Origin of the sequence: Streptomyces sp. NPDC003720, from assembly GCF_042875075.1 — a bacterium.
Taxonomy (GTDB): domain Bacteria; phylum Actinomycetota; class Actinomycetes; order Streptomycetales; family Streptomycetaceae; genus Streptomyces.
Map to the genome: position 1 here is coordinate 234565 of NZ_JBIANZ010000011.1, position 26316 is coordinate 260880.

Annotated in this window: 23 protein-coding genes; 5 read left to right on the forward strand and 18 right to left on the reverse strand. The window is 72.7% G+C overall.

The annotated features are described in order from the left end of the window. Nucleotides 1-7: 7 nt before the first annotated feature. Nucleotides 8-589 (reverse strand): TetR/AcrR family transcriptional regulator, encoded by a 582-nt coding sequence (locus ACFYU0_RS29210; protein ID WP_351664465.1) that lies wholly within the window; start codon nucleotides 587-589, stop codon nucleotides 8-10. A gap of 98 nt (nucleotides 590-687) precedes the next feature. On the opposite strand from ACFYU0_RS29210, the gene ACFYU0_RS29215 reads away from it, so the two are divergent. Then, nucleotides 688-2235: an MFS transporter gene (locus ACFYU0_RS29215; RefSeq protein WP_389305012.1), complete on the forward strand. Its 1548-nt coding sequence runs from the start codon at nucleotides 688-690 to the stop codon at nucleotides 2233-2235. Nucleotides 2236-2306: 71 nt separating this feature from the next. Here ACFYU0_RS29215 and serA read toward each other — a convergent pair whose 3' ends face one another. The 6 genes from serA to ACFYU0_RS29245 all read right to left on the reverse strand — a co-directional run bounded on the left by serA (nucleotide 2307) and on the right by ACFYU0_RS29245 (nucleotide 12246). Beyond that, complete coding sequence (gene serA, locus ACFYU0_RS29220; RefSeq protein ID WP_351664469.1) at nucleotides 2307-3896, reverse strand: phosphoglycerate dehydrogenase; 1590 nt, start codon at nucleotides 3894-3896, stop codon at nucleotides 2307-2309. 230 nt (nucleotides 3897-4126) lie between these two features. Beyond that, on the reverse strand, nucleotides 4127-5125 hold the full coding sequence (ilvC, locus tag ACFYU0_RS29225) for a ketol-acid reductoisomerase (protein ID WP_351664471.1): 999 nt from the start codon (nucleotides 5123-5125) through the stop codon (nucleotides 4127-4129). Between the two features lie 118 nt (nucleotides 5126-5243). Next, nucleotides 5244-5768: an acetolactate synthase small subunit gene (gene ilvN / locus ACFYU0_RS29230; RefSeq protein WP_030216544.1), complete on the reverse strand. Its 525-nt coding sequence runs from the start codon at nucleotides 5766-5768 to the stop codon at nucleotides 5244-5246. 28 nt (nucleotides 5769-5796) lie between these two features. Next, nucleotides 5797-7644: an acetolactate synthase large subunit gene (locus tag ACFYU0_RS29235; RefSeq protein ID WP_351664473.1), complete on the reverse strand. Its 1848-nt coding sequence runs from the start codon at nucleotides 7642-7644 to the stop codon at nucleotides 5797-5799. A gap of 243 nt (nucleotides 7645-7887) precedes the next feature. Beyond that, complete coding sequence (locus ACFYU0_RS29240; RefSeq protein ID WP_389305016.1) at nucleotides 7888-10917, reverse strand: putative bifunctional diguanylate cyclase/phosphodiesterase; 3030 nt, start codon at nucleotides 10915-10917, stop codon at nucleotides 7888-7890. Nucleotides 10918-11292: 375 nt separating this feature from the next. Beyond that, the gene (locus ACFYU0_RS29245; RefSeq protein ID WP_351664476.1) at nucleotides 11293-12246 is read right to left on the reverse strand and encodes a 2-hydroxyacid dehydrogenase; all 954 of its coding nucleotides are present in this window, start codon (nucleotides 12244-12246) and stop codon (nucleotides 11293-11295) included. 74 nt (nucleotides 12247-12320) lie between these two features. Here ACFYU0_RS29245 and ACFYU0_RS29250 point away from each other — a divergent pair, with 74 nt between their 5' ends. Together ACFYU0_RS29250 and ACFYU0_RS29255 are read left to right on the forward strand one after the other, a co-directional pair. Continuing rightward, a complete protein-coding gene (locus tag ACFYU0_RS29250; protein ID WP_389305018.1) occupies nucleotides 12321-13319 on the forward strand; it encodes an aldo/keto reductase in 999 nt (332 codons plus the stop codon). A gap of 98 nt (nucleotides 13320-13417) precedes the next feature. Continuing rightward, entirely contained in the window at nucleotides 13418-14587 is a 1170-nt protein-coding gene (locus tag ACFYU0_RS29255; protein WP_389305020.1) for a PQQ-dependent sugar dehydrogenase, read from the forward strand. Between the two features lie 40 nt (nucleotides 14588-14627). On the opposite strand, the gene ACFYU0_RS29260 is transcribed toward ACFYU0_RS29255, so the two are convergent. The 5 genes from ACFYU0_RS29260 to ACFYU0_RS29280 form a co-directional block, all read right to left on the reverse strand. Then, nucleotides 14628-17672, reverse strand: coding sequence for an AAA family ATPase (locus ACFYU0_RS29260; RefSeq protein WP_351664481.1), 3045 nt, complete (start codon nucleotides 17670-17672; stop codon nucleotides 14628-14630). 125 nt (nucleotides 17673-17797) lie between these two features. Beyond that, nucleotides 17798-17989 carry a hypothetical protein gene (locus ACFYU0_RS29265; RefSeq protein ID WP_351664483.1) on the reverse strand — a complete coding sequence of 64 codons (192 nt, stop codon included), beginning with the start codon at nucleotides 17987-17989 and terminating at the stop codon, nucleotides 17798-17800. Between the two features lie 197 nt (nucleotides 17990-18186). Beyond that, nucleotides 18187-18831, reverse strand: coding sequence for a hypothetical protein (locus ACFYU0_RS29270; protein WP_351664485.1), 645 nt, complete (start codon nucleotides 18829-18831; stop codon nucleotides 18187-18189). Nucleotides 18832-18866: 35 nt separating this feature from the next. Continuing rightward, complete coding sequence (locus ACFYU0_RS29275) at nucleotides 18867-19442, reverse strand: GNAT family protein (RefSeq protein ID WP_351664487.1); 576 nt, start codon at nucleotides 19440-19442, stop codon at nucleotides 18867-18869. Between the two features lie 67 nt (nucleotides 19443-19509). Next, entirely contained in the window at nucleotides 19510-19884 is a 375-nt protein-coding gene (locus ACFYU0_RS29280; RefSeq protein ID WP_351664489.1) for a hypothetical protein, read from the reverse strand. Nucleotides 19885-19960: 76 nt separating this feature from the next. Between ACFYU0_RS29280 and ACFYU0_RS29285 the strand changes: the two genes are divergently transcribed. Beyond that, on the forward strand, nucleotides 19961-20764 hold the full coding sequence (locus tag ACFYU0_RS29285; RefSeq protein ID WP_351664491.1) for a methyltransferase domain-containing protein: 804 nt from the start codon (nucleotides 19961-19963) through the stop codon (nucleotides 20762-20764). Nucleotides 20765-21059: 295 nt separating this feature from the next. Here ACFYU0_RS29285 and gatB read toward each other — a convergent pair whose 3' ends face one another. From gatB to ACFYU0_RS29315, 6 genes are all read right to left on the reverse strand, one after another. Continuing rightward, nucleotides 21060-22574: an Asp-tRNA(Asn)/Glu-tRNA(Gln) amidotransferase subunit GatB gene (gene gatB / locus ACFYU0_RS29290; protein ID WP_351664493.1), complete on the reverse strand. Its 1515-nt coding sequence runs from the start codon at nucleotides 22572-22574 to the stop codon at nucleotides 21060-21062. 16 nt (nucleotides 22575-22590) lie between these two features. Beyond that, the gene (locus tag ACFYU0_RS29295; protein ID WP_351664495.1) at nucleotides 22591-22830 is read right to left on the reverse strand and encodes a hypothetical protein; all 240 of its coding nucleotides are present in this window, start codon (nucleotides 22828-22830) and stop codon (nucleotides 22591-22593) included. Beyond that, on the reverse strand, nucleotides 22827-24332 hold the full coding sequence (gene gatA, locus ACFYU0_RS29300; RefSeq protein WP_351664616.1) for an Asp-tRNA(Asn)/Glu-tRNA(Gln) amidotransferase subunit GatA: 1506 nt from the start codon (nucleotides 24330-24332) through the stop codon (nucleotides 22827-22829). Before gatA ends, ACFYU0_RS29295 begins: the two co-directional genes overlap by 4 nt. Beyond that, nucleotides 24329-24625 carry an Asp-tRNA(Asn)/Glu-tRNA(Gln) amidotransferase subunit GatC gene (gatC, locus tag ACFYU0_RS29305; RefSeq protein WP_018544665.1) on the reverse strand — a complete coding sequence of 99 codons (297 nt, stop codon included), beginning with the start codon at nucleotides 24623-24625 and terminating at the stop codon, nucleotides 24329-24331. The genes gatA and gatC overlap by 4 nt, the downstream gene beginning before the upstream one ends. Before the next feature lie 115 nt (nucleotides 24626-24740). Further along, on the reverse strand, nucleotides 24741-25235 hold the full coding sequence (locus tag ACFYU0_RS29310) for a cupin domain-containing protein (RefSeq protein ID WP_389305025.1): 495 nt from the start codon (nucleotides 25233-25235) through the stop codon (nucleotides 24741-24743). Nucleotides 25236-25267: 32 nt separating this feature from the next. Further along, complete coding sequence (locus tag ACFYU0_RS29315) at nucleotides 25268-25639, reverse strand: DUF4267 domain-containing protein (RefSeq protein ID WP_351664499.1); 372 nt, start codon at nucleotides 25637-25639, stop codon at nucleotides 25268-25270. Nucleotides 25640-25726: 87 nt separating this feature from the next. Between ACFYU0_RS29315 and ACFYU0_RS29320 the strand changes: the two genes are divergently transcribed. Beyond that, complete coding sequence (locus ACFYU0_RS29320; RefSeq protein ID WP_351664501.1) at nucleotides 25727-26305, forward strand: TetR/AcrR family transcriptional regulator; 579 nt, start codon at nucleotides 25727-25729, stop codon at nucleotides 26303-26305. Nucleotides 26306-26316: the final 11 nt, after the last annotated feature.

The following is a 26316-nucleotide window of genomic DNA, read 5'->3' on the forward strand; positions in this document are numbered from 1 at the left end:
CCGGGGGTCAGCGGCTCGCGGCCGCCACGATCAGGCGCAGGCCCTCGGTCAGCGCGTCCCCGTCGGGCGCGGTCTTCGGGTCGAAGGTCCACTGGGCGATGAGCCCGGTCATCAGGGTCAGATAGAACCGGCCGAGGGTGTCCGCCGTCTCGTCCGGCACGTCCTCCTCGCGGCCGCCCATGAGCATCGGGATGAGACCGCGGCCGGCCTCCCGCTGGGCGAGCGCCAGATGGTCGCGCACCTCGGGCAACTGGTCGCCCATGACCACGATCTCCATGCTGAGCCGCCACATCGAGCCGGGCTCGCGCATGGTGGCGACGATGTTCGACCACACCCACCGGAAGCGCTCCAGGGAGCCGGGCGCGCCCTCCGGCTCCACCGCGCCCCCTCCGTCGAACGCGCCGGACAGCCCCTCCACCAGCGCGACGTACGCCTTGGCCAGCAGGGCGTCCTTCGAGCCGTAGTGGTAGCCGATCGAGGCCAGGTTGGTCCCCGACGCCTTGACGATGTCGCGCGCCGTGGTGCGCGCGAAGCCCTTCTCCAGCAGGCAGCTCTTGGCGCCTTCCAGCAGATCCTCACGGTGTCCCATGCGGGCAAGCCTAGCGCCGGATCCATACGGCCGTCCTAGACAACTGACTTATACAATCGTTCTAGACAAGCGTTTAAGACGTCCGTACAGTCACCGTCATGACGAACTCGACGAGCACCGACTCCCCCGGCGGCCGGGCCGGCCGCCGCGAATGGACCGCGCTGTGCGTGCTGATGCTGCCGCTGCTGCTGGTCTCGATGGACGTCTCCGTCCTGTACTTCGCCATCCCGGCGATCAGCGCGGACCTGCGGCCGAGCGGCACCCAGCAGCTGTGGATCTTCGACATCTACGCCTTCGTCCTAGCCGGCCTGCTGATGACGATGGGCTCGCTGGGCGACCGCGTCGGCCGGCGCCGGCTGCTGCTGGCCGGCGCCGCCGCCTTCGGCGCCGCGTCCCTGGTGGCGGCCTACGCGAACAGCGCGGAGACCCTGATCGCGGCCCGCGCCGTGCTCGGTGTCGGCGGCGCGACCCTGATGCCGTCGACCATGGCGCTGCTGCGCACGATGTTCACCCACCCCGCTGAGCGGGCGAAGGCTATTGGGATCTGGTCGGGCGTCATGACCGGCGGCATCGCGCTCGGTTCGGTGCTCAGCGGCGTCCTGGTGCAGTACTTCTGGTGGGGCTCGGTCTTCCTGGTCAACCTGCCCGCTATGGCGCTGCTGCTGCTCCTCGGCCCGGTGCTGCTGCCCGAGTCGAGGAACCCGGAGCCCGGGCGCTTCGACCTGCTGAGCGTGCCGCTGTCGATGGCCGCGGTGCTCCCGGTGGTCTACGGCCTCAAGGAGATCCCGTCCGAGGGCTGGCACCCGCGCTACGTCGTCCCGGTCACCGTCGGCCTGCTGTTCGCGGCGCTGTTCGTGCACCGGCAGCGCACCGCCGCCTCCCCGATGATCCCCCCGGCCCTCTTCCGGGGCCGCGGCTTCGCCCCCGCCGTCGTCCTGAACCTCGTCTCCGCGCTGGCGATGATGGGTTCGGCGTTCTTCACCACGCAGTACCTGCAGTCGGTGCTGGACAAGAGCGCGATGGAGGCGGCCCTGTGGTCGCTGCTGCCGTCGGTGCCGATCGGCCTGGCGGCCCCCGCCGCGACCGCCCTGGTCCAGCGGGGCGTCGACCGCGCCCACGTGGTCACCGCCGGCTTCGCCGTCGCGGCGGCCGGCTACGGGATGCTGGCCCTGACCGGCACGGACTCGCTCTGGCTCGTCCTCGCCGCGTGCGGCGTGCTGGCGTCCGGCATCGTCATGGTGATGTCCCAGATGACGGACCTGGCGATGGGCACGGCTCCGGTGGAGCGGGCCGGCGCGGCATCGGCGCTGCTGGAGACCGGCCAGGAGTTCGGCGGCGCGCTGGGCATGGCGGTCCTCGGCTCCATCGGCACGGCGCTCTACCGACACGAGATGCCGGCCGCGGCCCCGGCCGAGGCGCACGAGACCCTGGGCGGCGCGCTCGCGGTCGCCGGCCGGCTGCCGGGGCGCACGGGTGACGCCCTGGCGGTCGCGGCCCGGGAGGCGTTCACCACCGGGATGCACGGGGCGGCGATCGCGGGGGCGGCGGTGCTGGTGCTCGCGGCCGTGGCGGCCGCGGTGACGCTGCGCGGGACCGGGACGCGGCGCGCGCAGGCGGACCCGGCCGAGATGGAGACCGCGGCCTGAGGCGCGGGGCGGACACGAAGAAGCGCCGGACGGGTCCACGACCCGTCCGGCGCTTCCCGGTCGCGGTCCGGTCAGACCAGGTTCACCGAGCGGGCCGACGTGGCCCCGATCTCCTCGGCGACCTCGGCCAGCACACCGGCGGCCACCGTGTCGTCGACGGTCAGGACGGCCAGCGCCTCGCCGCCCGCCGCCGCGCGGGCGACCTGCATGCCGGCGATGTTGAGGCCGGCCTCGCCGAGGATGCGGCCGACGGTGCCGACGACACCCGGACGGTCCTCGTAGCGCAGGACGACCATGTGGTCGGCGAGGGCGAGGTCGACGTCGTAGTCGCCGACCGCCACGATCTTCTGCAGGTGCTTCGGGCCGGCCAGCGTGCCGGAGACCGACACCTCCTCGCCGCCCGCCAGCGTGCCGCGCACGGTCACCACGTTGCGGTGCTCGGCGGACTCGGAGCTGGTGGTCAGGCGCACCTCGACACCGCGCTCCTGCGCGAACAGCGGGGCGTTGACGTACGACACCGTCTCGTCGACGACGTCCTCGAAGACGCCCTTGAGCGCGGACAGCTCCAGCACCTTCACGTCGTGCTGGGTGATCTCGCCGTACACCTCGACGTCGAGGCGGACCGCGACCTCGCCCGCGAGGGCGGTGAAGATGCGGCCCAGGCGCTCGGCGAGCGGCAGACCCGGCTTGACGTCCTCGGCGATGACGCCGCCCTGGACGTTCACCGCGTCCGGCACCAGCTCGCCTGCGAGCGCCAGGCGCACCGACCTCGCGACGGCGATGCCGGCCTTCTCCTGGGCCTCGTCCGTGGACGCGCCGAGGTGCGGGGTGCAGACGACCTGGTCCAGCTCGAACAGCGGGGAGTCCGTGCAGGGCTCCTTCGCGTACACGTCGAGGCCGGCGCCGGCCACCCGGCCCTCCTTGAGCGCCGCGTACAGCGCCGCCTCGTCGACGATGCCGCCGCGGGCCGCGTTGACGATGCGCACGCTGGGCTTGACCTTGCGCAGCGCCTCGTCGCCGATGAGGCCGAGGGTCTCGGGGGTCTTCGGCAGGTGGACGGTGATGAAGTCGGAGACCTCGAGCAGCTCGTCGAGGGACAGCACCTTGACGCCCATCTGCGCGGCCCGCGCGGGCTGCACGTAGGGGTCGTAGGCGACGACCTTCATGCCGAAGGCGGACATGCGCTGGGCGACGAGGGCGCCGATGCGGCCCAGGCCCACGACGCCGAGGGTCTTCTCGGCCAGCTCGACACCGGTGTACTTGCTGCGCTTCCACTCGCCGTTCTTCAGCGCGGCGTTGGCCTGCGGGATGTTGCGGGCGGTGGCGAGGAGCAGGCCGCAGGCCAGCTCGGCGGCGGTCACGATGTTGGAGGTCGGGGCGTTGACGACCATCACGCCGGCCTTGGTGGAGGCGGAGACGTCGACGTTGTCCAGGCCGACGCCGGCTCGCGCGACGACCTTGAGCTGCTTCGCGGCGGCGACGGCCTCCGCGTCGACCTTGGTGGCGGACCGGATCAGGATCGCGTCGACGTCGGCGATGGCGGGGAGCAGCTCGGCGCGGTCCGCGCCGTTGCAGTGCCGGATCTCGAAGTCCGGGCCAAGCGCGTCGACGGTGGCGGGCGACAGCTCTTCAGCGATGAGTACGACGGGTTTCGAGCTCACGTGAGTCCTCACAAGTCCAATGCGGACGGCCGTCCCGACGGCCGCTGGCGGTGGAGGGGGGCTAGCCGCGGAAGACGCACGACGCTGTGGGCCTGACGCGTATGTTGTGCAGCAGTCTAGTGGCGTGCCGGAGGCCGTCTTGCGCCTCTGCGGAAGGATCACCCGTCCGTGGCTGGACGGGGTGGACAAAGGGGGCCGGAGCAGTGTGCCCCGACCCCCTGACGTGGGGCTTACGCCTCCTCGTTCACCCAGCTCATCAGCTTGCGGAGCTGCTTGCCGGTGGTCTCCAGCAGGTGCTCGGAGTCCTGCTGCTTGTACTCGTTGTACTTCTTCAGACCGCCGTGGTACTCGTCCATCCAGTTCTTGGCGAAGGAGCCGTCCTGGATCTCGGCGAGGACCTTCTTCATCTCGGCCTTGGTGGCGTCGGTGATGATGCGCGGGCCGGTGACGTAGTCGCCCCACTCGGCGGTCTCGGAGATGGACCAGCGCATCTTCTCCAGGCCGCCCTCGTACATGAGGTCCACGATCAGCTTCAGCTCGTGCAGGCACTCGAAGTAGGCGATCTCGGGCTGGTAGCCCGCCTCGGTCAGGGTCTCGAAGCCCGCCTTCACCAGCGCGGCGGTGCCACCGCAGAGGACGGCCTGCTCGCCGAACAGGTCGGTCTCGGTCTCCTCGGTGAAGGTCGTCTTGATGACGCCGGCCCGGGTGCCGCCGATGCCCTTGGCGTAGGACAGGGCGAGGGCGAAGGCGTTGCCGGAGGCGTCCTGCTCGACGGCGGCGATGCAGGGAACGCCGCGGCCCTCCTCGTACTGGCGGCGGACCAGGTGGCCCGGGCCCTTCGGGGCGACCATGCAGACGTCCACGCCGGCCGGGGGCTTGATGAAGCCGAAGCGGATGTTGAAGCCGTGGCCGAAGAACAGCGCGTCGCCGTCCTTCAGGTTCGGGGCGATGGACTCCTCGTAGACCTGGCCCTGGATCGGGTCCGGGACGAGGATCATGATGACGTCGGCCTCGGCGGCGGCCTCGGCGGGAGTCACCACGCGCAGGCCCTGCTCCTCGGCCTTGGCCTTGGACTTGGAGCCCTCGTGCAGACCGACACGGACGTCGACACCGGAGTCGCGCAGCGACAGCGCGTGGGCGTGGCCCTGGCTGCCGTAGCCGATGACCGCGACCTTGCGGCCCTGGATGATGGACAGGTCGGCGTCAGCGTCGTAGAACAGCTCGGCCACTTTGGGTTCTCTCCTTGGTGTGCAGTTTCTGCTCCCACCGTATGCCGGTGAGGGGGAAGGAAGTTTCGGGGTCTCGGCATACGGGCGGCCGGTGCGGGCCGGCCGCCCGTACCCAGCCTTACGCGGATCGGTCCAGAGCGCGAAGCGACCGGTCCGTGATCGAACGGGCGCCGCGGCCGATCGCGATCGTGCCGGACTGCACCAGCTCCTTGATGCCGAACGGCTCCAGCATCTTGAGCATGGCGGACAGCTTGTCGCTGGACCCGGTGGCCTCGATGGTCACGGCCTCCGGGGAGACGTCCACGGTCTTGGCGCGGAAGAGCTGGACGATCTCCACGATCTGGGAGCGGGTCTCGTTGTCGGCGCGGACCTTCACCAGGACGAGTTCGCGCTGGACGGCCTGCCCGGGCTCCAGCTCCACGATCTTCAGCACGTTGACGAGCTTGTTGAGCTGCTTGGTGACCTGCTCCAGCGGGAACTCCTCGACGCTGACCACGATGGTGATCCGGGAGATGTCGGGGTGCTCGGTGACTCCCACGGCGAGCGAGTCGATGTTGAAGCCGCGACGGGAGAAGAGGGCGGCGATCCGGGCGAGGATGCCGGGCGTGTTCTCCACCAGGACGGAGAGCGTGTGCTTGGACATGTCTGGTCTTCCTCTTCGCTCTTCCGGCTCAGTCGTCTTCGCTGTCGCCGAAGTCCGGGCGGACGTCCCGGGCGGCCATGATCTCGTCGTTGGAGGTGCCGGCGGCGACCATCGGCCACACCATCGCGTCCTCGTGGACGATGAAGTCGACGACGACCGGGCGGTCGTTGATGGAGTTCGCCTCCTCGATGACCTTGTCCAGGTCCTCCGGGCGCTCGCAGCGGATCGCGTGACAGCCCATCGCCTCCGACAGCTTCACGAAGTCGGGGACGCGGGTGCCGCGGGCCTCCGGGTTGACGTCCTGCGGACCGGAGTGCAGGACGGTGTTGGAGTACCGCTGGTTGTAGAACAGGGTCTGCCACTGGCGGACCATCCCGAGGGCGCCGTTGTTGATGACGGCGACCTTGATCGGGATGTTGTTCAGGGCGCAGGTGGTCAGCTCCTGATTGGTCATCTGGAAGCAGCCGTCGCCGTCGATCGCCCACACCGTGTGCTCGGGCTGTCCGGCCTTGGCGCCCATGGCGGCCGGGACCGCGTACCCCATGGTTCCGGCGCCGCCGGAGTTCAGCCAGGTGGCGGGCCGCTCGTACTGGATGAAGTGCGCGGACCACATCTGGTGCTGGCCGACGCCCGCGGCGAAGATCGTGCCCTCGGGCGCGAGCTGCCCGATCCGCTCGATGACCGCCTGCGGGGACAGCGAGCCGTCCTCGGGCTGGTCGTAGCCGAGCGGGTAGGTGTCGCGCCAGCGGCTCAGGTCGCTCCACCAGGCGGTGTAGTCGCCCTTGTTGCCCTCGCTGTGCTCCTTCTGCACGGCCTGGACCAGGTCGGCGATGACCTCGCGGGCGTCGCCGACGATCGGCACGTCGGCGGCGCGGTTCTTGCCGATCTCGGCGGGGTCGATGTCGGCGTGGACGATCCTGGCGTACGGGGCGAAGCTGTCCAGCTTGCCGGTGACGCGGTCGTCGAAGCGGGCTCCGAGGGCGACGATCAGGTCGGCCTTCTGCAGCGCGGTGACGGCGGTGACCGCACCGTGCATGCCCGGCATTCCCACGTGCAGCGGGTGGCTGTCGGGGAACGCGCCGAGCGCCATCAGGGTGGTGGTGACGGGCGCTCCGGTGAGTTCGGCGAGGACCTTCAGCTCGGCGGTGGCCCGCGCCTTGAGGACGCCGCCGCCGACGTAGAGGACGGGGCGCTTCGCCGTGGTGATCAGCTTGGCGGCCTCGCGGATCTGCTTGGCGTGCGGCTTGGTCACCGGGCGGTAGCCGGGCAGGTCCGTGACCGGCGGCCAGGAGAAGGTGGTCTTCGCCTGGAGGGCGTCCTTGGCGATGTCCACCAGGACCGGGCCGGGGCGGCCGGTGGAGGCGATGTGGAAGGCCTCCGCGATGGTCCGGGGGATGTCCTCGGCCTTGGTGACGAGGAAGTTGTGCTTGGTGATCGGCATGGTGATGCCGACGATGTCCGCCTCCTGGAAGGCGTCCGTGCCGATCGCCTTGGACGCGACCTGGCCGGTGATCGCCACGAGCGGCACCGAGTCCATGTGCGCGTCGGCGATCGGGGTGACCAGGTTGGTCGCGCCGGGACCCGAGGTGGCCATGCAGACGCCGACCTTGCCGGTGGCCTGCGCGTAGCCGGTGGCCGCGTGGCCGGCGCCCTGCTCGTGCCGGACCAGGACGTGACGGACCCGGGTGGAGTCCATCAGCGGGTCGTACGCGGGCAGGATCGCCCCGCCCGGAATGCCGAATACCGTGTCCGCGCCGACCTCCTCGAGGGAGCGGATGAGGGACTGCGCACCCGTGACGTGCTCGACGGGGGCGGACTGAGGTCCTCCGGATCGGGGCCGGGGCTGCGGATGGGCCCCGGTGGCCTGCTCGGTCATCGGCATTCTCTTCTCGATGCTGAGGTCTTATGCGAGGTTTGGGCGGAGTCGAAGCGCTGCACGAAAGGCGCTCGTGCAACAAAAAACCCCTCGTGCCGGAAGGCAAGCGAGGGGAGCGCGCCGGGGAGGTCGCTGGGGATTCCGGATCGTCCTCCGGTGGGTCCCAGCTCAGCCGACGCGCTGTCCAAGTACGAGAATTCGGGTGCGCATGGCACTGACCCTCCCCCCGGCACGCACCACGTGTCAAGTGGGTGGGACGGGCGTCTCACTATGTGAGCGACGGGCACTGCCACCTCCGATGACGGCGGACACCCCTCCGGTGGACACCCCGGCCGTGCCGCCGGCGAACGCCGGTTCGACCGGGGTGTGCGGCACCGGATAGTGGCCGGATCCGAGCGCCCTCCGCAGCCGGTACTCGTCCAGCGGACCCGCGAACGCGCTGCCCTGGCCGTGGGTGCAGCCCATCGCGCGCAGCGCGGTCACCTGCTCCGGCAGATCCACGCCCTCGGCCACGGACTGGAGCCCGAGGTCGCAGGCGATGCGGAGCAGCCCGCTGGTGATCTTGTGCAGCCGAGCCGACTCCACGACCCCCTCGACCAGGCCGCGGTCCAGCTTGAGGATGTCCACGGGCAGCCGCCGCAGGGCCGTGATGGCCGCGTGGCCGCTGCCGAAGCCGTCGAGCGCGATCCGCACGCCGAGCCGGCTGAGCGCGGTCAGCCGCCGCTCCAGCTCCTCGAGGGAGGTCCGGTGGTCGGTGTCGGACAGCTCAAGGATCAGCGCGCCGGGCGGCAGCCCGTGCCGGGTCAGCAGCGCCTCCACGGTGCCCAGCGGCATCGAGCGGTCCAGCAGCCGCCGGGCGCTCAGCCGCACGGCGACCGGCACGACGTGGCCGGCGGCGGCCCGCTCGGCGGCCCGGTCCACCGCCTCCCGCAGGATCCAGCGGTCCAGCTCGGCGGTCTTGTCACCGTCCTCGGCCACTCTCAGGAACTCGGCCGGGGTGAACAGCACCCCCTGCGAGGAGCGCCAGCGCGCCTGCGCGGAGACCGCCGTGATCCGGCCGTTGCCGAGGCTGACCACCGGCTGGTGCAGCAGCGCGAACTCGCCGTCGTGCAGCGCGGCGCGCAGCCGGGTGGCCAGCTCCGCCTTGCGTACGACGTCCTGCTGCATCTGCGGCCGGTACAGCTCGACGCGGCCCTTCCCGGCGGATTTCGCGCGGTACATGGCGAGGTCGGCGTTGCGCAGCAGCTCGCCCGCGCCGAGTCCCGGCTCGGCGAAGGCGACGCCGATGGAGGCGTTGACCCGGACATCGTTGCCGTCGATGCAGTAGGGCTGGGAGAGCGTGGTCCTGAGGCGGTCGGCGAGCTCCAGGATGTTCCGCTCCCGGGCGGCCGGGTCGCGGGTGCCGTCCCCGGCGATCAGGGCCGCGAACTCGTCGCCGCCCAGCCGGGACGCGGTGTCCCCCTGCCGTACGGCGTCCTGGAGTCTGCGGGCGGCCTGGACGAGCAGCTCGTCCCCGGCCTGGTGCCCGATCGTGTCGTTGACGGCCTTGAAGCCGTCCAGGTCGATGAAGAGCACGGCGGTGCCGCGCAGGGCGGCGCCCCGGTCGGTGGCGCGGCGGCCGGAGAGGGCCTGCTGGACGCGCCGGGTGAACAGCGCGCGGTTGGGCAGGTCGGTGAGCGGGTCGTGCTCGGCGTTGTGCTGCAACTGGGCCTGGAGGCGCACTCTTTCGGTCACGTCGCGGCTGTTGAAGATCAGACCGCCGTGGTGGCGGTTGACCGTGGACTCGACGTTGAGCCAGCCTCCGTCGCCCGACCGGAAGCGGCACTCGATGCGGGTGGTGGGTTCGTCGAGCGGGCTGGCGGCGAGGAAGCGGCGCACCTCGTGCACCACGCAGCCCAGGTCCTCCGAGTGGATCAGAGCGGCCAGTTCGGTGCCCACCAGGTCCTCGGCGGGCCGTCCGTAGACCCCGGCGGCGGCCGGGGAGACGTAGCGCAGGATGCCGTTGGGCGCGGCGATCATGATGACGTCGCTGGAGCCCTGCACCAGGGAGCGGAAGTGGTTCTCCTTCTGCGCCAGTTCCTGGGTGAGGGTGATGTTGTCCAGCAGCATGATGCCCTGCCGCATGACGAGCGCCAGCACGACGGCGCCCGCCGTGATCAGCACGACGTGGTCGGGCCGTCGGCCGTTGAGCACGTTGTACAGGATGCCGAGGGTGCACACGGCGGCGGCCAGGTACGGCGTGAGCGCGGCCAGTGAGCCGGTGATCGGCCGGCCGGGCAGGTACCGCGGGTGGTCGCCGCCGCCCTGCGCGGGCGGCGGCGGTGGCACGTACGGCTGGCCCGGGCCGCGCTGCCCCGGCACGTGCTCGTGGACCACGCGGGAGTGCCCTTCGGGCCCGCGCCGTTCGCCGTCCGGCGCCCCGGTGCGGTGGGGTGCGGCCCAGGGGGCGTAGGCGAGCAGCAGCGAACCGGCGAACCAGCCCGCGTCCAGCAGCTGCCCGGAGTGGTAACTGCTGTGCAGCAGGGGCGAGGTGAACAGCGCGTCGCACATCACCGTCAGGGCGAGCGCGCCGATCGCGGTGTTGACCGCCGTGCGGTTGCCCGGGGAGCGGCGGAAGTGCAGCGCGAGCACCATGCTCACGAGCACGATGTCCAGCAGCGGGTACGCCAGTGACAGCGCGGTGTGCGCCACGCTCGGCCCGTCGAACCGGGCGGCCTGGGCCAGCGCGAGGCTCCAGGACAGGGTGAGCAGCGAGCCGCCGATCAGCCAGGCGTCCAGCGCCAGGCAGATCCAGCCGGCCCGGTTCGCCGGCCGCTGGGCGAGGACCAGCAGGCCCACGATGGCCGGCGGCGCGAAGCACAGGAAGAACAGGTCGGCGTAGCTGGGGCTGGGCACGGGCCGGTCCAGGACGACCTCGTACCACCCCCAGACCGCGTTGCCGAGGGACGCCATGGTGGAGGAGAGCGCGAAGAGCAGCCAGGCCGGCCGGAACCGGATCCGGGGGGCGCGGGCGTAGCGGAAGCAGGAGACGGCGGCGGCGCCGGCCGCGGCGCTCAGCCCGAAGTCACCCATGAACAGGGCGAGTTTTTCCGAGCCCCAGTCGAACATGGAGCCGATCGCGTAGGCCCCGCAGACCAGGGCGAGGACGAGCTGAGGCACCAGCCGCGGGCCCTCGGCGGCGGACGGCCGGCGGGCGGGCGCCGGGGCCGGCGGCGCGGGCGCGGTGAGCGGCGCGCCGTCGAGGGCGCCTGTCAGGGCGGGCGGGGCGTTCACCGGGGCCTCCCGGTGCGTGCCGCTCCCGGCTCCCCGGTGTCCCGGTGCGCCGCGTGCCTGCCGCGGCCCGTCGGTTTGCGGTGGCAGTGATGGCTCGTGTGATGGCCGCGTCTGCGCGCGGTCGTGCGCCAGGGTCCCCGCCGGCGGCTCCGCCGCGTCGGATCGTTCGTCCATAGGCCGTGCATCGCCCGTCGCCCCCCCTCACAGGTCCGATCTGTCCATCCCCGGCGCCGAACGGGTCGGCGGCGCAGCCCCTGTCGGGACGATACACCAGGATCGTCACTCAGGGACATAGCTTCTCTACGCTCCGTGACGACCAGCGAAGATGTCAACACGTTCCGCGCTCGAAAGATTGCGGAGGGTGCCGGGAGTGTGTCAGGTCCCCGTAGTGAGGATCACGTTCCGCAGGGGCTCGTGGTTCACGAATCGGTGCAACTGGTCCACCAAGAGCCGTTTGGCGCGCGGCAGGAAGGCGGAGGTGGGGCCGCCGACGTGCGGGCTGATGAGCACACCGGGCGCCGTCCACAGCGGGTGCCCCGGCGGCAGCGGCTCGGGGTCGGTGACGTCGAGGGCGGCGGTGATGCGTCCCTTCTGCACCTCGGTGAGCAGCGCGTTCGTGTCCACGACAGGGCCGCGGGAGACGTTGACGAGCAGCGCCCCGTCCTTCATCAGGCTCAGGAAGTCCGCGTTCACCAGACCCCTGGTCGCCTCCGTCAACGGCGTGGAGAGGATCACGACATCGGCTTTCGGAAGCAGTGCGGGCAACTCGGTGAGCGCGTGGACGGGACCGCGCGCCGTTGTGCGCCCTGAGCGCGCGACGCGCGCCACCCGCGCGAGTTCGAAGGGCACGAGCCGGTCCTCGATGGCGGCGCCGATGGCGCCGTAGCCGATGATCAGGGCGGTCCTGTCGGCGAGGGCGGGGTGGAAGCCCCCGCGCCACTCACCCCGGTCCTGCGCCCGGACGAAGTCGGGGATGCCCCGCAGGGAGGCGAGGACGAGCGCCAGGGCCAGTTCGGCCGTGCTGGCCTCGTGGACCCCGCGCGCGTTGCACAGCCGGACTCCCGGCGGCAGGTGCCGCAGACCCGGGCTCACGTGGTCGACGCCGGCCGACAGCGTCTGCACGACCCGGACGGTGCTCATGCGGGCCATCGGCCGCAGGCCGACGGTGCTCGGACGCATGTACGGCACGACGTAGAACGCGCAGTCGGCGGGATCGCCGGGAAACTCCGATTCGCCGTCGTCGCCTCCGTCCCAGAACAGGTAGCGGGGCCCCTGGGGAAGCCCCTCGATCTCCTCCGGCGCGATGGGAAGCCACACGTCTTGTGTCATGGCAGGAGGCTATGTCAGGCGTACGGAGGCGGGGCGTTAGGTTGGGGGACCGGACGAGGGAGGTTCACGAGCAGGTGGAGCGCAGGACGATCGGCGCGGGTGCGCTCGCGGTGGGGGCCGTCGGACTCGGGTGCATGCCGATGAGCTGGGCCTACACCGGCTCCCGGCAGCGGGGCGACGAGTCGCTCAGAACCGTGCACCGGGCGCTGGACGCGGGCTCGAACCTGCTGGACACGGCCGACATGTACGGCCCGTTCACCAACGAGCTGCTGCTGGGCCGGGTGCTCAGGGAGCGGCGCCGCGACGCCTTCGTCTCGACCAAGGCGGGGCTGCTCGTTGGCGAGCAGCACATCGTGGCCAACGGCCGCCCGGGCTATGTGAAACGGGCCTGCGACGCATCGCTCCGGCGGCTGCAGACGGATGTGATCGACCTCTACCAGCTGCACCGCGCCGATCCCGAAGTCCCCGTGGAGGAGACCTGGGGCGCGATGGCCGACCTGGTGCGGGCCGGGAAGGTGCGGGCGCTGGGCCTGTGCGCGGTGGGGGCGCGGGCCGGCCGCCGCTCGGGCGGCCGGGTCCACGACACCACGCTGCGTCAGCTGCACCGGGTGCAGCAGGTCTTCCCGGTGAGCGCGGTGCAGGCGGAGCTGTCGGTGTGGTCGCCGGAGGCGCTGGACACGCTGCTGCCGTGGTGCGAGGCGCGGGGCGTGGGCTTCCTGGCCGCGATGCCGCTGGGCAACGGCTTCCTGACCGGCACGCTGACGCCCGGCGAGGGCTTCGAACCGGACGACGTGCGCGCCCGGCACCCCCGCTTCACGGCCGAGATGATGGCGGCCAACCAGCCGATCGTCGCCGGTCTGCGCCGCATCGCCGCCCGGCACGGCACGGACGTCACCCCGGCGCAGGTGGCGCTGGCCTGGGTGCTGGCACAGGGCCGTCAGGTGATCGCGCTGCCCGGCGCCAAGCGGGAGCGCTGGGCCGCGGAGAACGCGGCGGCGGCCGCGTTGCGCCTGACCGCGGAGGACCTGGCGGAGGTCTCCCGGCTCCCGGCCGCGCGCGGCTCCTGGGACTGAGCGGTCCGGCATGCGGTGCGCACCGGGCGGGAACCCGGGCGGGACGGGCGGAGTATGAGAGGGAGAAGCTGTCGTACGTCCGCCGCTGCGAAGGGACCATGATCGTGCAACGCCGAGTTGTGACGGCCGTGTTGGCCGCGACCGCGCTCCTGATGACGGCGGGCTGCTCCTCCGGCGGCGAGAGGTTGCCCGGTGGCGGCGGGAGCACCGCGCCGAGGGGGACGGCGACGGCCACCGCCCCGTCCGGCCGGGCGAGCGAGTCGGCGCCGCCGGCCAAGGGCTCCGTGAAGGTGCTGCGCACCGTCGCCGAGGGCCTGAAGACGCCGTGGGGCCTGGCCCCGCTCCCCGGCGGCGGTCTGCTGGTCTCCTCCCGGAACGACGGCACGATCACCCGCGTCGACGAGAAGACGGGCCGCGAGACCCTGGTGGGCACCGTCTCCGGGGTCGCGCCGGAGGGCGAGGGCGGGCTGCTCGGCATCGCCCTCTCCCCCGGCTTCGCCTCGGACCACATGATCTACGCCTACTTCACCTCGGCCTCGGACAACCGCATCGTCCGGATGCTGTACGACGCGGGCAAGCCGGCCGGTGAGCAACTGGGCGCCCCGGACACGGTCTTCAAGGGCATCCCCAAGGGGTTCATCCACAACGGGGGCCGGATCGCCTTCGGCCCGGACCGGATGCTGTACGCGGGCACGGGCGAGAGCGGCGACCGCGGCCTGGCCCAGGACAGGAAGTCGCTGGGCGGCAAGATCCTCCGCCTGACCCCGGAGGGTGAACCGGCCCCCGGCAACCCGTTCCCCGGCTCCCCCGTGTACTCGTACGGCCACCGCAACGTCCAGGGGCTGGCCTGGGACTCCAGGCAGCGCCTGTTCGCCTCGGAGTTCGGCCAGGACACCTGGGACGAGCTGAACGCGATCGTGCCGGGCGGCAACTACGGTTGGCCGGACGCCGAGGGGCGGTCCTCCGGCTCCCGCTTCCGCGACCCGGTGGCCGAGTGGCACACCGACGAGGCCTCCCCGAGCGGGATCGCCTACGTCGACGGGGTGATCTGGATGGCCGCACTCAAGGGCGAGCGGCTGTGGCGCGTCCCGCTGCGCGGCACCTCCGCCTCGGCCGCTCCCCAGGCGTTCCTCACCGGCGAGTACGGCCGGCTGCGCACCGTCGTTCCGGCGGGCGGCGGCAAGGTCTGGCTGGTCACGAGCAACACCGACGGCCGGGGCAAGCCGAAGAAGGGGGACGACCGGGTGCTGGAGGTCTCGGTCCGCTGACCGGCCGCCCCCCGTCGCGCGCCGCTCGTGTCCGCCGCCGCTAGCCCGCCACCAGCCGCTCCTCGGCGTCCGGCGGGAAGAGCCCGAGCCGGTGAGCCACCGCCGCCGCCTCGCCCCGGCCGGAGACGCCCAGCTTGGCGAGGATGTTGGAGACGTGCACGCTCGCGGTCTTCGGGGAGATGAACAGCTCCTCGGCTATCTGGCGGTTGGTGCGGCCTGCGGAGACCAGGCGCAGGACGTCCCGCTCCCGGCTGGTGAGGCCGAGGGCCGCCACCGGATCGGGGGGCACGAGGGACCGGCGCGGGGCGTGGCCGAGGGTGAGCCGGGCGCGCTGGGCGAGGCGGGCGACCGCGTCGGCGAGCGGACGGGCCCCGAGGTGGCCGGCGACCGCCCCGGACAGCCGGAGCAGTTCCACGGCCCGCTCCCGGTGCTCCTCGCCGCCGCCGTTCAGCAGCGCCTGGGCGAGACGGTGACGCACCCGGGCCAGGTCGTAGGGGCGGTCCAGGCTCTCGAACGCCGTGACCACCGGTGACCAGGTGGCGTCAGTGTCGCGGCCCTCGGCCCGGCGCAGTTCGGCGCGGGTCCACTGGTCGTAGGCGCACCACAGGGGGGCGTCGGCGATGAGCCGGCGGGCCGCCTCGGAGAGCCGGCCGAGCAGGTCCGCCCGGCCTGCTTCGGCGGCGGGCAGGGTGGCGGCGTCGGCCTCGGCGGTGGCCATCGCCAGCAGCAGGGGCCAGGCATAGCGCTGGGTGCCGGCCGGGAAGCCGCCTTCCAGGGCGGCCAGGAACTCGGCGCGGGCGTCGAGGAGCCGGCCCTCCCAGGCGGCGACGCCCACGGCGATGCGGGCCAGGGGCAGCCCGTTCTGGGGCATCGGATCGCGGGTGCCGTAGTGGGCGCGGGCGGTGGCCAGTTGGCGGGCGGCCTCCGCGCCGTCGCCCTGGGCCAGAGCGAGGTGGGCCAGGCGCAGGGCGCCCGCGCCGCGGGGTTTGGCGCTGCGCCCGATGCGGATCGCCTGGCCGGCCGCCTCGGCGGCCTCCTCCCACCGGCCCGTCGAGTACAGCGCGTCGGAGAGGTTGCCCCACACCCAGGCCTGGGAGTCGGGCAGCCCGTACCTGCGGGTGAAGGCGATGCCCTCGCGCAGGATGGGCTCGGCGTCCCGGTCCCGGCCGACGGACTGCAGCGAGCCCGGCAGGTTCACGTGGGCGCGGCCCGCCACCTGGGACACGCCCTCGGCGATCGCCTCGTCCTTGACCCTGACCATCTCCGCGAGCCCGGCCTCGATGTCCCCGGCGTCGACCATGAGGCCGCCCAGGGTGAGGCGGGCGTTGAGCTCGATCTCGCGGGCGTTCACCATGCGCGCGTACTCGACGGCCTGTTCGGCGTCCGCGAGGGCCTCGGGGCCGGGCCGGTGCAGCATGGACCAGCCGGCGGACTCCGTCAGCACCTCGGCGTGCACCTCGGAGGGCGGCAGGCCCCGTACCAGCTCCTGCGCGGTGGCCAGTTCCTGCCAGCCGTCGCCGCGGGCCAGCGCCTGGACCAGGCGGGAGCGCTGGACCCAGAACCAGGCGGCGCGCAGCGGGTCCGGATCGTCCTCGAGCAGTTGCAGCGCCCGCCTGACGATCTTCAGGGCGCGTTCGCGTTCACCGCCGAAGCGGCCCGCGACCGCCGCTTCGGCCATGAGATCCAGATAGCGCAGCGGGGTGGTGGCCGGGTCGCAGCCGCACGGGGGGTAGACGCCGGTGTAGTCGACCGGGCGCAGGGCGGAGCGGACCTCCTCGGGCACGGTGTCCCACAGCTCCATCGCCCGCTCCAGCAGCCGCAGTTGTTCGGTGTAGGCGTGCCGGCGGCGGGCCACGACGGAGGCTTCGAGGACGGTGGGCAGGGCCTTGGCGGGGTCGTGGGCGTGGTACCAGTAGCTGGCCAGGCGCATCACGCGGGCGCCGGCCGGCACCAGCGAGGGGTCGGCCTCCAGGGCCTCGGCGTAGCGGCGGTTGAGGCGGGAGCGCTCACCGGGCAGCAGGTCGTCGGCGACGGCCTCGCGGACCAGTGCGTGCCGGAAGCGGTACCCGTCGCCGTCCGGGGTGGCGGTGAGGATGTTGGCGCCCACGGCGGCCCGCAGCGCCTCGATGAGGTCGTCCTCGGTGAACCGGGCGACGGCGGCGATCAGCCGGTACTCCACGGTGGAGCCGCCCTCGGCGACGATCCGGGCGACCCGCTGGGCGCTCTCGGGCAGTTTCTCCACCCGGACCAGGAGCAGGTCGCGCAGGGAGTCGGAGAGGCCGGTGCAGCAGCCCTCGCAGGCGGCGACGGCCAGCTCCTCGATGAAGAAGGCGTTGCCGTCGGAGCGTTCGAAGATCGCGTCGACCTGGGCGGGGTCGGGTTCGGCGGCGAGGATGCCGGCGATCTGGCGGGCCGCCTCCTCGCGGGTGAACCGGGCGAGTTCGAGGCGGCGGACGGTGCGCAGCCGGTCGAGTTCGGCGAGCAGGGGGCGCAGCGGGTGGCGGCGGTGGACGTCGTCGGCCCGGTAGGTGGCCAGGATCAGGAGGTGGCCGGTGCGCAGGGTGCGGAAGAGGTAGGCGAGCAGGTGGCGGGTCGAGGCGTCGGCCCAGTGCAGGTCCTCCAGGACGAGCACGACCGTGCGCTCGGCGGCGGCCCGCTCCAGCAGCCGGGCGGTGAGTTCGAACAGGCGGGCCGTGCCCTGCTCGTCGTGGCGGCTGGAGGCGGCCTCGCCCAGCTCGGGCAGCAGCCGGGCCAGTTCCTCCTGCTGTCCGGCCGCGGCGGCGGCGAACTCCTCGGGCAGGGCGTCGCGCAGGGCGCGCAGCGCGCTGGAGAAGGGGGCGAAGGGCAGCCCGTCGGCGCCGATCTCCACACAGCCGCCCACGGCGACGACCGCCGACCCGCGATGGGCGACGGCGGCGAACTCCTCGACGAGGCGGGTCTTGCCGACCCCCGCCTCGCCGCCGAGCAGCAGCGCCTGCGGCTCGCCCGCGGCGGCACGGGCGAGCGCGTCGTTCAAGGTGTCCAACTCGTCGGCGCGGCCGACGAACACGGGACTGACGGACCTGTTCTCCACGGGCCCGAGCATCGCACGAGGTCCGCGGGGCGCGGGACCCGTTTTCCACAGACTCGGTGCGATGGTCCTACGAACGGCCGGGACGGCCGTGCCGGTACCGGCGCCCGCGCCGGTACCGGCGCCCGCGGGCCCGGCGCTCACGCGGTGCGCGGGAGCCGGTGCCGGCGGGGGCGGCCGGTATGGGGTTCGGCACCGGGGGCGCCCGTGAGGGTCTCCTCCGCGCGGCGCGCGGCGCGCCGGGCGTCGACGGCCTCACGGGCCAGGCGTTCCCGGGCGGCCGCACGGCGCAGCTCGGCGTGGCGGAACCGGTGGGTCTCGAACTCGTACATGGCGTGGTCCTTCCGGAGGCCGGTGTCGGCGTCGCTCCTTGCGATGCCTCCACACTCGTCCCCCAGGGGGGTGCGCCACATCGGGAGGGTTCCGCATCTCGGGGGCCTGCGTCCGGCGCCCGACGCGGGTAAGGGGCCCCAGGGGATCCCTAAGGTGCTCGGATATTCCCTAAGGCCCCTGCGCGGACCCGGGGTGCTCAGCCCGTGGAGGGCAGGGCGAGCAGCGCGTCGGAGTACTTCAGGACGGCCAGCAGCAGGCCGATGACGCCGAGCGAGACGCCGCCCCAGGCGACCGACCTGATCCACGCGGCCTGCGGGCGGCCGGGGGCGCCGAGCGCCTGCCGGACGAGCACGACCGCGCCGGTGACGAGGGCGGCCAGCGCGAACAGGCCGGCCCACAGGGCGGTGGTGTGCCACGCGTCGCCGTAGACCTCCTTGATCTGCTGGGCGACGCTCGCGCCGGAGGAGGTCCGGAGCTGGCCGACCAGGGTCTCGCGGGCGGCGGCGACGGTGCCGATCCAGCCACCGGTGAGGGAGACCAGGCCCAGCCCGGCGGAGACCACGGCGCCGGCGCCCGCTCCGACCTCGGAGGGCTCCTTGCGGGCGGGCTCCTCCTCGAAGGCGTCGTCCTCCCCGGAAGCCTCCGGCCCCTCGGGCTCCTCGCGCCCCTCGGCCTCCGGCGTCCGCCAGGCCCCGCGCGGCTCCTCGCCCTCGCCGGCCCGCCGCCCGGCCGGTCCCGCGCCGTCCGCTCCGTTCGCGGCGTCCGCCCCGGCGGCGGCCGCTGCCTCCTCCGCCGCCCTCTCGTCGTCGGTCCTGTTGACGTCCTGCGTGTTCGTTGCCATGCCCGGCACCGTACGGACGCCGTCTGAGAGGTCCCTTAATGATCGTCCGGCGCGGTACGCGCGCGTGCCGCGCGCCACTCGGGCGCCAGCACCGACCAGATCTCCGTGTCCGTGCGCACGCCCCGGTACGGGTAGTTCTCCCGCAGCACGCCCTCCCGGGTCATGCCGAGGCGCCGGGCCACGCCGATGCTGGGCTCGTTGGCCGACGACACGTGCCACTCCACCCGGTGCATGCCGCGCTCCTCGAACGCCCAGTCCAGCAGCACCCGCATCCCGCGCGTGACCAGCCCGCGCCCGGCCGCCGCCGGCTCCAGCCAGCAGCCGGCCTCGCAGACTCCGCTGGGGGTGTCCCAGACCCGGAACAGCAGTCCCCCGGCCAGCCTCCCGTCCAGCCACACGCCGTGCAGGCTGCCGGTGTCGGCGCCGCGCTTCTCGGCGTACGACGCGAGGTAGGCGCGGGCGGCGTCCAGGTCGGTCACCACGTCCGGCAGTCCGACGTGCCGACCGATGAACTCGCGCCCCCGGTCGATGTTGGCGAGCAGGTCCGCCGCGTGCCAGACCTCCAGGGGCCGCAGTTCGGCGCCGTCGTCACCCAGGGACATCGCGTACATCGCGCTGCCGCTCCTCCCGCTGTACCACCGTCCGGACGCCGCTCACCCTCTCATGGGCGCGGGCCGCTCAGTCGAACTGGTCTCCGAGGGCCATGACCGCCGTACCGGCCACCAGCAGCCACAGGGCCCGGCGCGTGCGGCCGCGAACGCCGAGGACGGCCGCGAGGGCGCACAGGGCGGCGCCGAGGGCGTAGGCGGCGGGGACGAGGGCCGGGGACGCGCCGGTGAGCCGGAGCAGCGCGGCGGCACAGCCCGCGAGGAAGAGCAGGCCTCCGGTGCCGGCCGCGGTCCACCGGGCCCTGCGGGCCTCCCCCGCGTCCTCCACGTCGTCAATGTCGTCCGCGTGGTCCATGTCGTCCGCGCCGTGCACGTCGTCGTGGCCGTCCGGCCCGTCCGCCTCGGCTATGGCGGGTTCGGCATCGGAATCGGTACGTCCACTCATGGCGGGTGAGCGTATAACGCCGGTCACCGAAAACCCGGTGCGGGGCCGGGTCTCCGGCTGGTACCCATGGTCCTTCGTGACCGAGACGACGAACATCCGGGATGGACTCACCGCCCGCCTCGCCCACCCCGACTACCCGCGCAGCAGCCGCTACGACGCCCGCTGGACCATCGAGAACCAGATGGGCCCGCACGCGCTGTGGCTGCTGGAGTGGCTGGCGCCGGCGCTGGGCCTCGACCGACTGCCGCCCGGCGCCCGGGTACTCGACCTGGGGTGCGGACGTGCCATGACGTCCGTCTTCCTGGCCAAGGAGTACGGACTGCGGGTGGTGGCGGCCGACCTGTGGGTGAAGCCCGGCGACAACGCCGAGCGCCTCGCCGAGGCCGGTGTCGCCGACCGCGTGCTGCCGGTCTTCGCGGAGGCGCACGACCTGCCCTTCGCCGAGGGCTCCTTCGACGCCGTCGTGTCCGTGGACGCCTACCAGTACTTCGGCACCACCGACCTGTACCTGCCCACCGTGACCCGGCTGCTGAAGCCCGGCGGGCGGATCGGGATCGTCGTGCCCGCGCTGCGGGAGGAGATCGACGGGACGGAGCCGCCGGAGCACCTCCGGCCGCACTGGGACCCAGGGTTCTGGGCGTTCCACTCCCCCGAGTGGTGGCGGCGGAACTGGACCCGCACGGGGGCCGTGCGCGTGGAGACGGCCGACTGGCTGGAGGACGGCTGGCGCGACTGGCTGCTGTGGAGCGAGGTCTGCGCGCAGGAGAGCCCGAGCGAGTTCATGGCGGGGATGGCACGCGACTCGGTGGAGCTGCTGCGGGCGGACCGGGGCCGGGCGCTCGGGTTCGCCCGCGTCGTGGGACGCCGCGAGCAGGCGTAGGCCGCGCGGCGGGCCGGCACGGGCAGTACGGCGGGCCGGCACGGGCAGCGCGGCGGGCGGGCACGGGCAGCTCGGCGGCCGGCACGGGCAGCTCGACGGGCCGGCACGGGCAGCTCGACGGGCCGGCACGGGCAGCTCGACGGGCCGGCACGGGCAGCACGGCAGGCCGGCACGGGCAGCTCGCCGGGCCGGCACGGGCCGCGCGGGGAGGGCCGCCCGCCGTACGCCGCGAACGGACGGCGAGCAGCGCGACGGCCCCGGAGGGGGATGCCTCCGGGGCCGTCGTGACGGTGGCTCAGCCCTCGCTGACGCCCAGCTTCTCAAGGATCAGCTCCTTGACGCGGGCCGCGTCCGCCTGACCCCGGGTCGCCTTCATGACCGCGCCGACCAGGGCGCCGGCCGCGGCCACCTTGCCACCGCGGATCTTGTCCGCGATGCCCGGGTTGCCGGCGATGGCCTCGTCGACGGCGGCGGTCAGCGCGCCCTCGTCGGAGACGACCTTCAGACCGCGCTTGTCGACCACCTCGTCCGGGGTGCCCTCGCCCGCGAGGACGCCCTCGATGACCTGGCGGGCCAGCTTGTCGTTCAGGTCGCCCTTGGTGACCAGCTCGGTGACCCGGGCGACCTGCTGCGGCGTGATGGCCAGCTCGTCCAGCGCCTTGCCGGACTCGTTGGCGCTGCGCGCCAGTTCGCCCATCCACCACTTGCGGGCGGAGGCCGCGTCGGCACCGGCGTCGATCGTGGCGACGATCGGGTCCAGCGCGCCGGCGTTCAGGATCGCCTGCATGTCGGTGGCCGAGATGCCCCACTCGGCGAGCAGCCGGGTACGGCGGGCCAGCGGCATCTCCGGCAGCGCGGCGCGGATCTCCTCGACCCACTCGCGGGACGGGGCGACCGGGACGAGGTCGGGCTCCGGGAAGTACCGGTAGTCCTCGGCCTCCTCCTTCACCCGGCCGGAGGTGGTGGACCCGGTGTCCTCGTGGAAGTGCCGGGTCTCCTGCACGATCGTGCCGCCGGACGACAGCACGGCCGCGTGCCGCTGGATCTCGAAGCGGGCCGCCCGCTCGACGGACCGCAGCGAGTTGACGTTCTTCGTCTCCGAACGCGTGCCGAACTTCTCGGTGCCGTTCGGGCGCAGCGACAGGTTCACGTCGCAGCGCATCTGGCCCATCTCCATACGGGCCTCGGAGACGCCGAGCGCCCTGATGAGCTCGCGCAGTTCCCGGACGTACGCCCGGGCGACCTCGGGGGCGCGCTCGCCGGCGCCCTCGATCGGCTTGGTGACGATCTCGATGAGCGGGATGCCCGCGCGGTTGTAGTCCAGCAGCGAGTGGGACGCGCCGTGGATACGGCCGGTGGCGCCGCCGACGTGCGTCGACTTGCCGGTGTCCTCCTCCATGTGGGCGCGCTCGATCTCTACGCGGAAGCTCTCGCCGTCCTCCAGCTGCACGTCGAGGTAGCCGTTGAAGGCGATCGGCTCGTCGTACTGGGAGGTCTGGAAGTTCTTCGGCATGTCCGGATAGAAGTAGTTCTTCCGGGCGAAGCGGCACCACTCGGCGATCTCGCAGTTCAGCGCGAGGCCGATCTTGATGGCGGACTCGACGCCGGTCGCGTTGACGACCGGGAGCGCGCCGGGCAGGCCGAGGCAGACCGGGCAGGTCTGCGAGTTGGGCTCGGCGCCCAGCTCGGTCGAGCACCCGCAGAACATCTTGGTCTTGGTGCCGAGTTCGACATGGACCTCGAGGCCCATGACGGGGTCGTACGACGCCAGCGCGTCCTCGTACGACACCAGGTCGGTCGTGGTGGTCACGGTGAAAACTTCCCTCTCAGCCCAGCAGGACGTCGTCGTCGCCCAGCCGCTTCAGCTCGCGGTAGAGGATGGCGAGGCCGGTGACGATCGCGACGGCGGACACGGTGGCGTCGATCAGCCGGAGTGTGTCCTGCTCGGCGCGCGCCTTCTTGATCTGCTTGGCCACACCGAACGCGCTGAACGCGGTCCCGGCCATCGACAGGTACGTGCCGGACTTCGACTTCTTGAAGCCCTTGGCCTTGTTCAGTGCGCTCACAGCGACGGAGCCTCCTCGATCAGCGGGTGCCCCCACCTTTCCACGAAGGCGGCCTCGACGGCGGCACCGACCTTGTACAGCCGGTCGTCCTTGAGCGCCGGGGCGATGATCTGCAGGCCCACCGGGAGGTTGTCCTCCGGGGCGAGGCCGCAGGGCAGCGACATGGCCGCGTTGCCCGCCAGGTTGGTCGGGATGGTGCACAGGTCGGCCAGGTACATCGCCATCGGGTCGTCGGCGCGCTCGCCGATCGCGAAGGCGGTGGTCGGCGTGGTCGGCGACACGATGACGTCTACCTGCTCGAAGGCCTTCTCGAAGTCACGCGTGATGAGCGTGCGGACCTTCTGCGCGGAGCCGTAGTAGGCGTCGTAGTAACCGCTCGACAGGGCGTAGGTGCCGAGCATGACGCGCCGCTTCACCTCGGGGCCGAAGCCCGCCTCACGGGTGAGGGAGGTGACCTCCTCGGCGGAGTGGCCGCCGTCGTCGCCGACCCTCAGGCCGTAGCGCAGGCCGTCGAAGCGGGCGAGGTTGGAGGAGCACTCGGACGGCGCGATCAGGTAGTACGCGGAGAGCGCGAGGTCGAAGGACGGGCAGTCCAGCTCGACGATCTCGGCGCCCAGCTCCTTCAGCAGCTCCACGGACTCGTCGAAGCGCTGCACGACGCCGGCCTGGTAGCCCTCGCCGCGGAACTGCTTGACGACGCCGATCCGCATGCCCTCGACGCTGCCGTTGCGCGCGGCCTCGACCACCGGCGGGACCGGGGCGTCGATGGAGGTCGAGTCGAGCGGGTCGTGACCGGCGATGACCTCGTGCAGCAGCGCCGCGTCCAGCACCGTGCGGGCGCAGGGCCCGCCCTGGTCCAGGGAGGACGAGAAGGCGACCATGCCGTAGCGGGAGACCGCGCCGTAGGTGGGCTTCACGCCGACGGTGCCGGTGACGGCGGCCGGCTGGCGGATGGAGCCGCCGGTGTCGGTGCCGATGGCGAGCGGGGCCTGGAAGGAGGCGAGCGCGGCGGAGGAACCGCCACCGGAGCCGCCGGGGATCTTGGTGAGGTCCCAGGGGTTGCCGGTGGGGCCGTAGGCGCTGTTCTCGGTGGAGGAGCCCATGGCGAACTCGTCCATGTTGGTCTTGCCGAGGATGACGACGTCGGCGGCCTTCAGCCGCTTGGTGAGCGTCGCGTCGTACGGCGGGATCCAGCCCTCGAGGATCTTCGAGCCGACGGTGGTCGGCACGCCCTCGGTGGTGAAGATGTCCTTGAGCGCGAGCGGGACGCCGGCCAGCGGGCCGAGCTTCTCGCCGCGGGCCCGCTTCTCGTCCACGGCGCGGGCCTGGGCGAGGGCGCCCTCGCGGTCGACGTGCAGGAAGGCGTGCACCTTCTCGTCGACGGCCTCGATGCGGGCGAGGTGGGCCTCGGTGACCTCGACGGCCGTCAGCTCGCCGGAGGCGATCTTCTCGGCGGTCTGCGCCGCCGTGAGCTTGATGATGTTGCTGTCCGTCATGGTCAGTCCTCCCCCAGGATCTGCGGCACCTTGAAACGCTGCTGCTCCTGGGCCGGGGCGCCGGAGAGCGCCTGCGCGGGGGTGAGCGAGGGACGGACCTCGTCCGCGCGCATGACGTTCGTCAGCGGCAGCGGGTGGGAGGTCGGCGGTACGTCTTGGTCGGCGACCTCGCTGACGCGGGCGACCGCGCCGATGATGTCGTCGAGCTGGCCCGCGAAGTGGTCGAGTTCTTCGGGCTTCAGCTCCAGACGCGCCAGCCGGGCGAGGTGGGCGACCTCCTCGCGCGTGATGCCAGGCATGCAGCGTTCCTCTGGGGTGAGTGTGTGTGGTTTGGGCTCAATCCTATGGGGCGGGGGGCGGTGCCCGTGAAACGGTTTGCCCGTGCCCCCGCCCCACGGCGGCGACGCCTGGGGTTCAGTGGCGCCGGGCGTCCCAGGCGCGGCTGCTCAGGAAGTGATTGTCGTACAGCTCCTGCACCTCCAGCAGGCTCTCGGGCGTGGCCTCGCCGAGGGCGATGCGCCGGAGGTGGCGGAAGTACTCGAAGCGTTCGACGCCCGGGGTGAGGACGATCAGCAGGTCGGCGTCGGCTCCGGGTACGGCGGCGAAGGCGTGCGGCCTGCCGGGCGGTACGACGACGAGGTCGCCCGGTCCCGCGGTGACGACGTCGTCGCCGGAGAGGATGTCGGCGGCGCCGTCGAGCAGGAAGAACATCTCGGCGGAGTGGTCGTGCCAGTGCGGCTTGGCGCCGTCGGCGCCCTCCCGGAGGGTGACGCGCTGGGTGGACAGGGCGCCTCCGGTCGCGCTGCTGTCGGCCAGCAGGCGGATGGTGATGGGCGCACGGCCGACCACCTCGGCCTCGGCCTCGCGGACGATCACGGTCTCGTCGAACTTCGGAACGAACAGCGACATCTTCGAACCCCCTGGTGACGGTGGCGCCGTGGTCAGACGAGGAAGAGCAGCGCGGCGCTGATCAGCACGACGGCCGCCGTGGCGAAGTGGACGCCGAACGCGACGGCCCGCGCACCGCCGTGCCGCAGGACTATCAGCGTGTCACCGAGCGGCACGAGCGCCACGCAGAGCATGAACCAGGCCTCCGCCCGCGCTCCGGCGAAGGCCAGCAGCACCAGGCCCAGCACGCCGAAGGCGCCGTCCCTGAGGCCCTTGATCGTGAGGTACGCCCCGGCGTCGCCGGCCGGGTCGGCCGCGACGCCGTACCCGGCCGCGGCGGGCCCGGGCCGGAACAGGAAGCGGTAGCCGAGGAACAGGCAGAACAGGTCGAGCACGACAGCCAGGGTGTACGCGGTGACGGTCATGTCATCCCTCCTTGCTAGCAGTGCTAGTGATGAAAGCGACGCTAGCAGAGCGTCGATAGAAACGCTAGCAGTGCTAGAATCCCAGTCATGTCGATCCAGACGCGCCGGGAGCGCGAACGAGCGGAACGCGAGCGGCTGATCGTCACGGCCGCACGGGAACTCGCGGAGGCGGAGGGCTGGGACGCGGTCACCACGCGCCGGCTGGCCGCCGAGATCGAGTACAGCCAGCCCGTCCTCTACAGCCACTTCAAGGGCAAGGGCGCGATCATGGCCGCGGTCGCGGTGCAGGGCTGCGCCGACCTGGCGGACGAGCTGCGCACGGCACGCGCCGGGGCCCGGGGCGCACGGGAGTCACTGGCGGCGGTGGCGCGGACGTACACGTCCTTCGCGCGGCGCCGGCCGGCCCTCTACGACGCGATGTTCACCCACCTGGTGGACCTGCCGTTCGCCACGCCTGAGGCGCCGGCGCCGCTGCAGGACGCGTTCGGGGAGCTGCTGCTCGCGGTGGAGCCGGTCGCGGCGGAGGGCGACGAACCGGGTCTGCTCACGGAGACGTTCTGGGCGGCGCTGCACGGGCAGGTGACGCTGATGCGCAGCGGACGGCTGCCGGAGGAGGCGCACGAGCGCCGACTGGCGCTGCTGGTCGGGCACTTCGCGGCGGGCTGACCGCCCGCGGC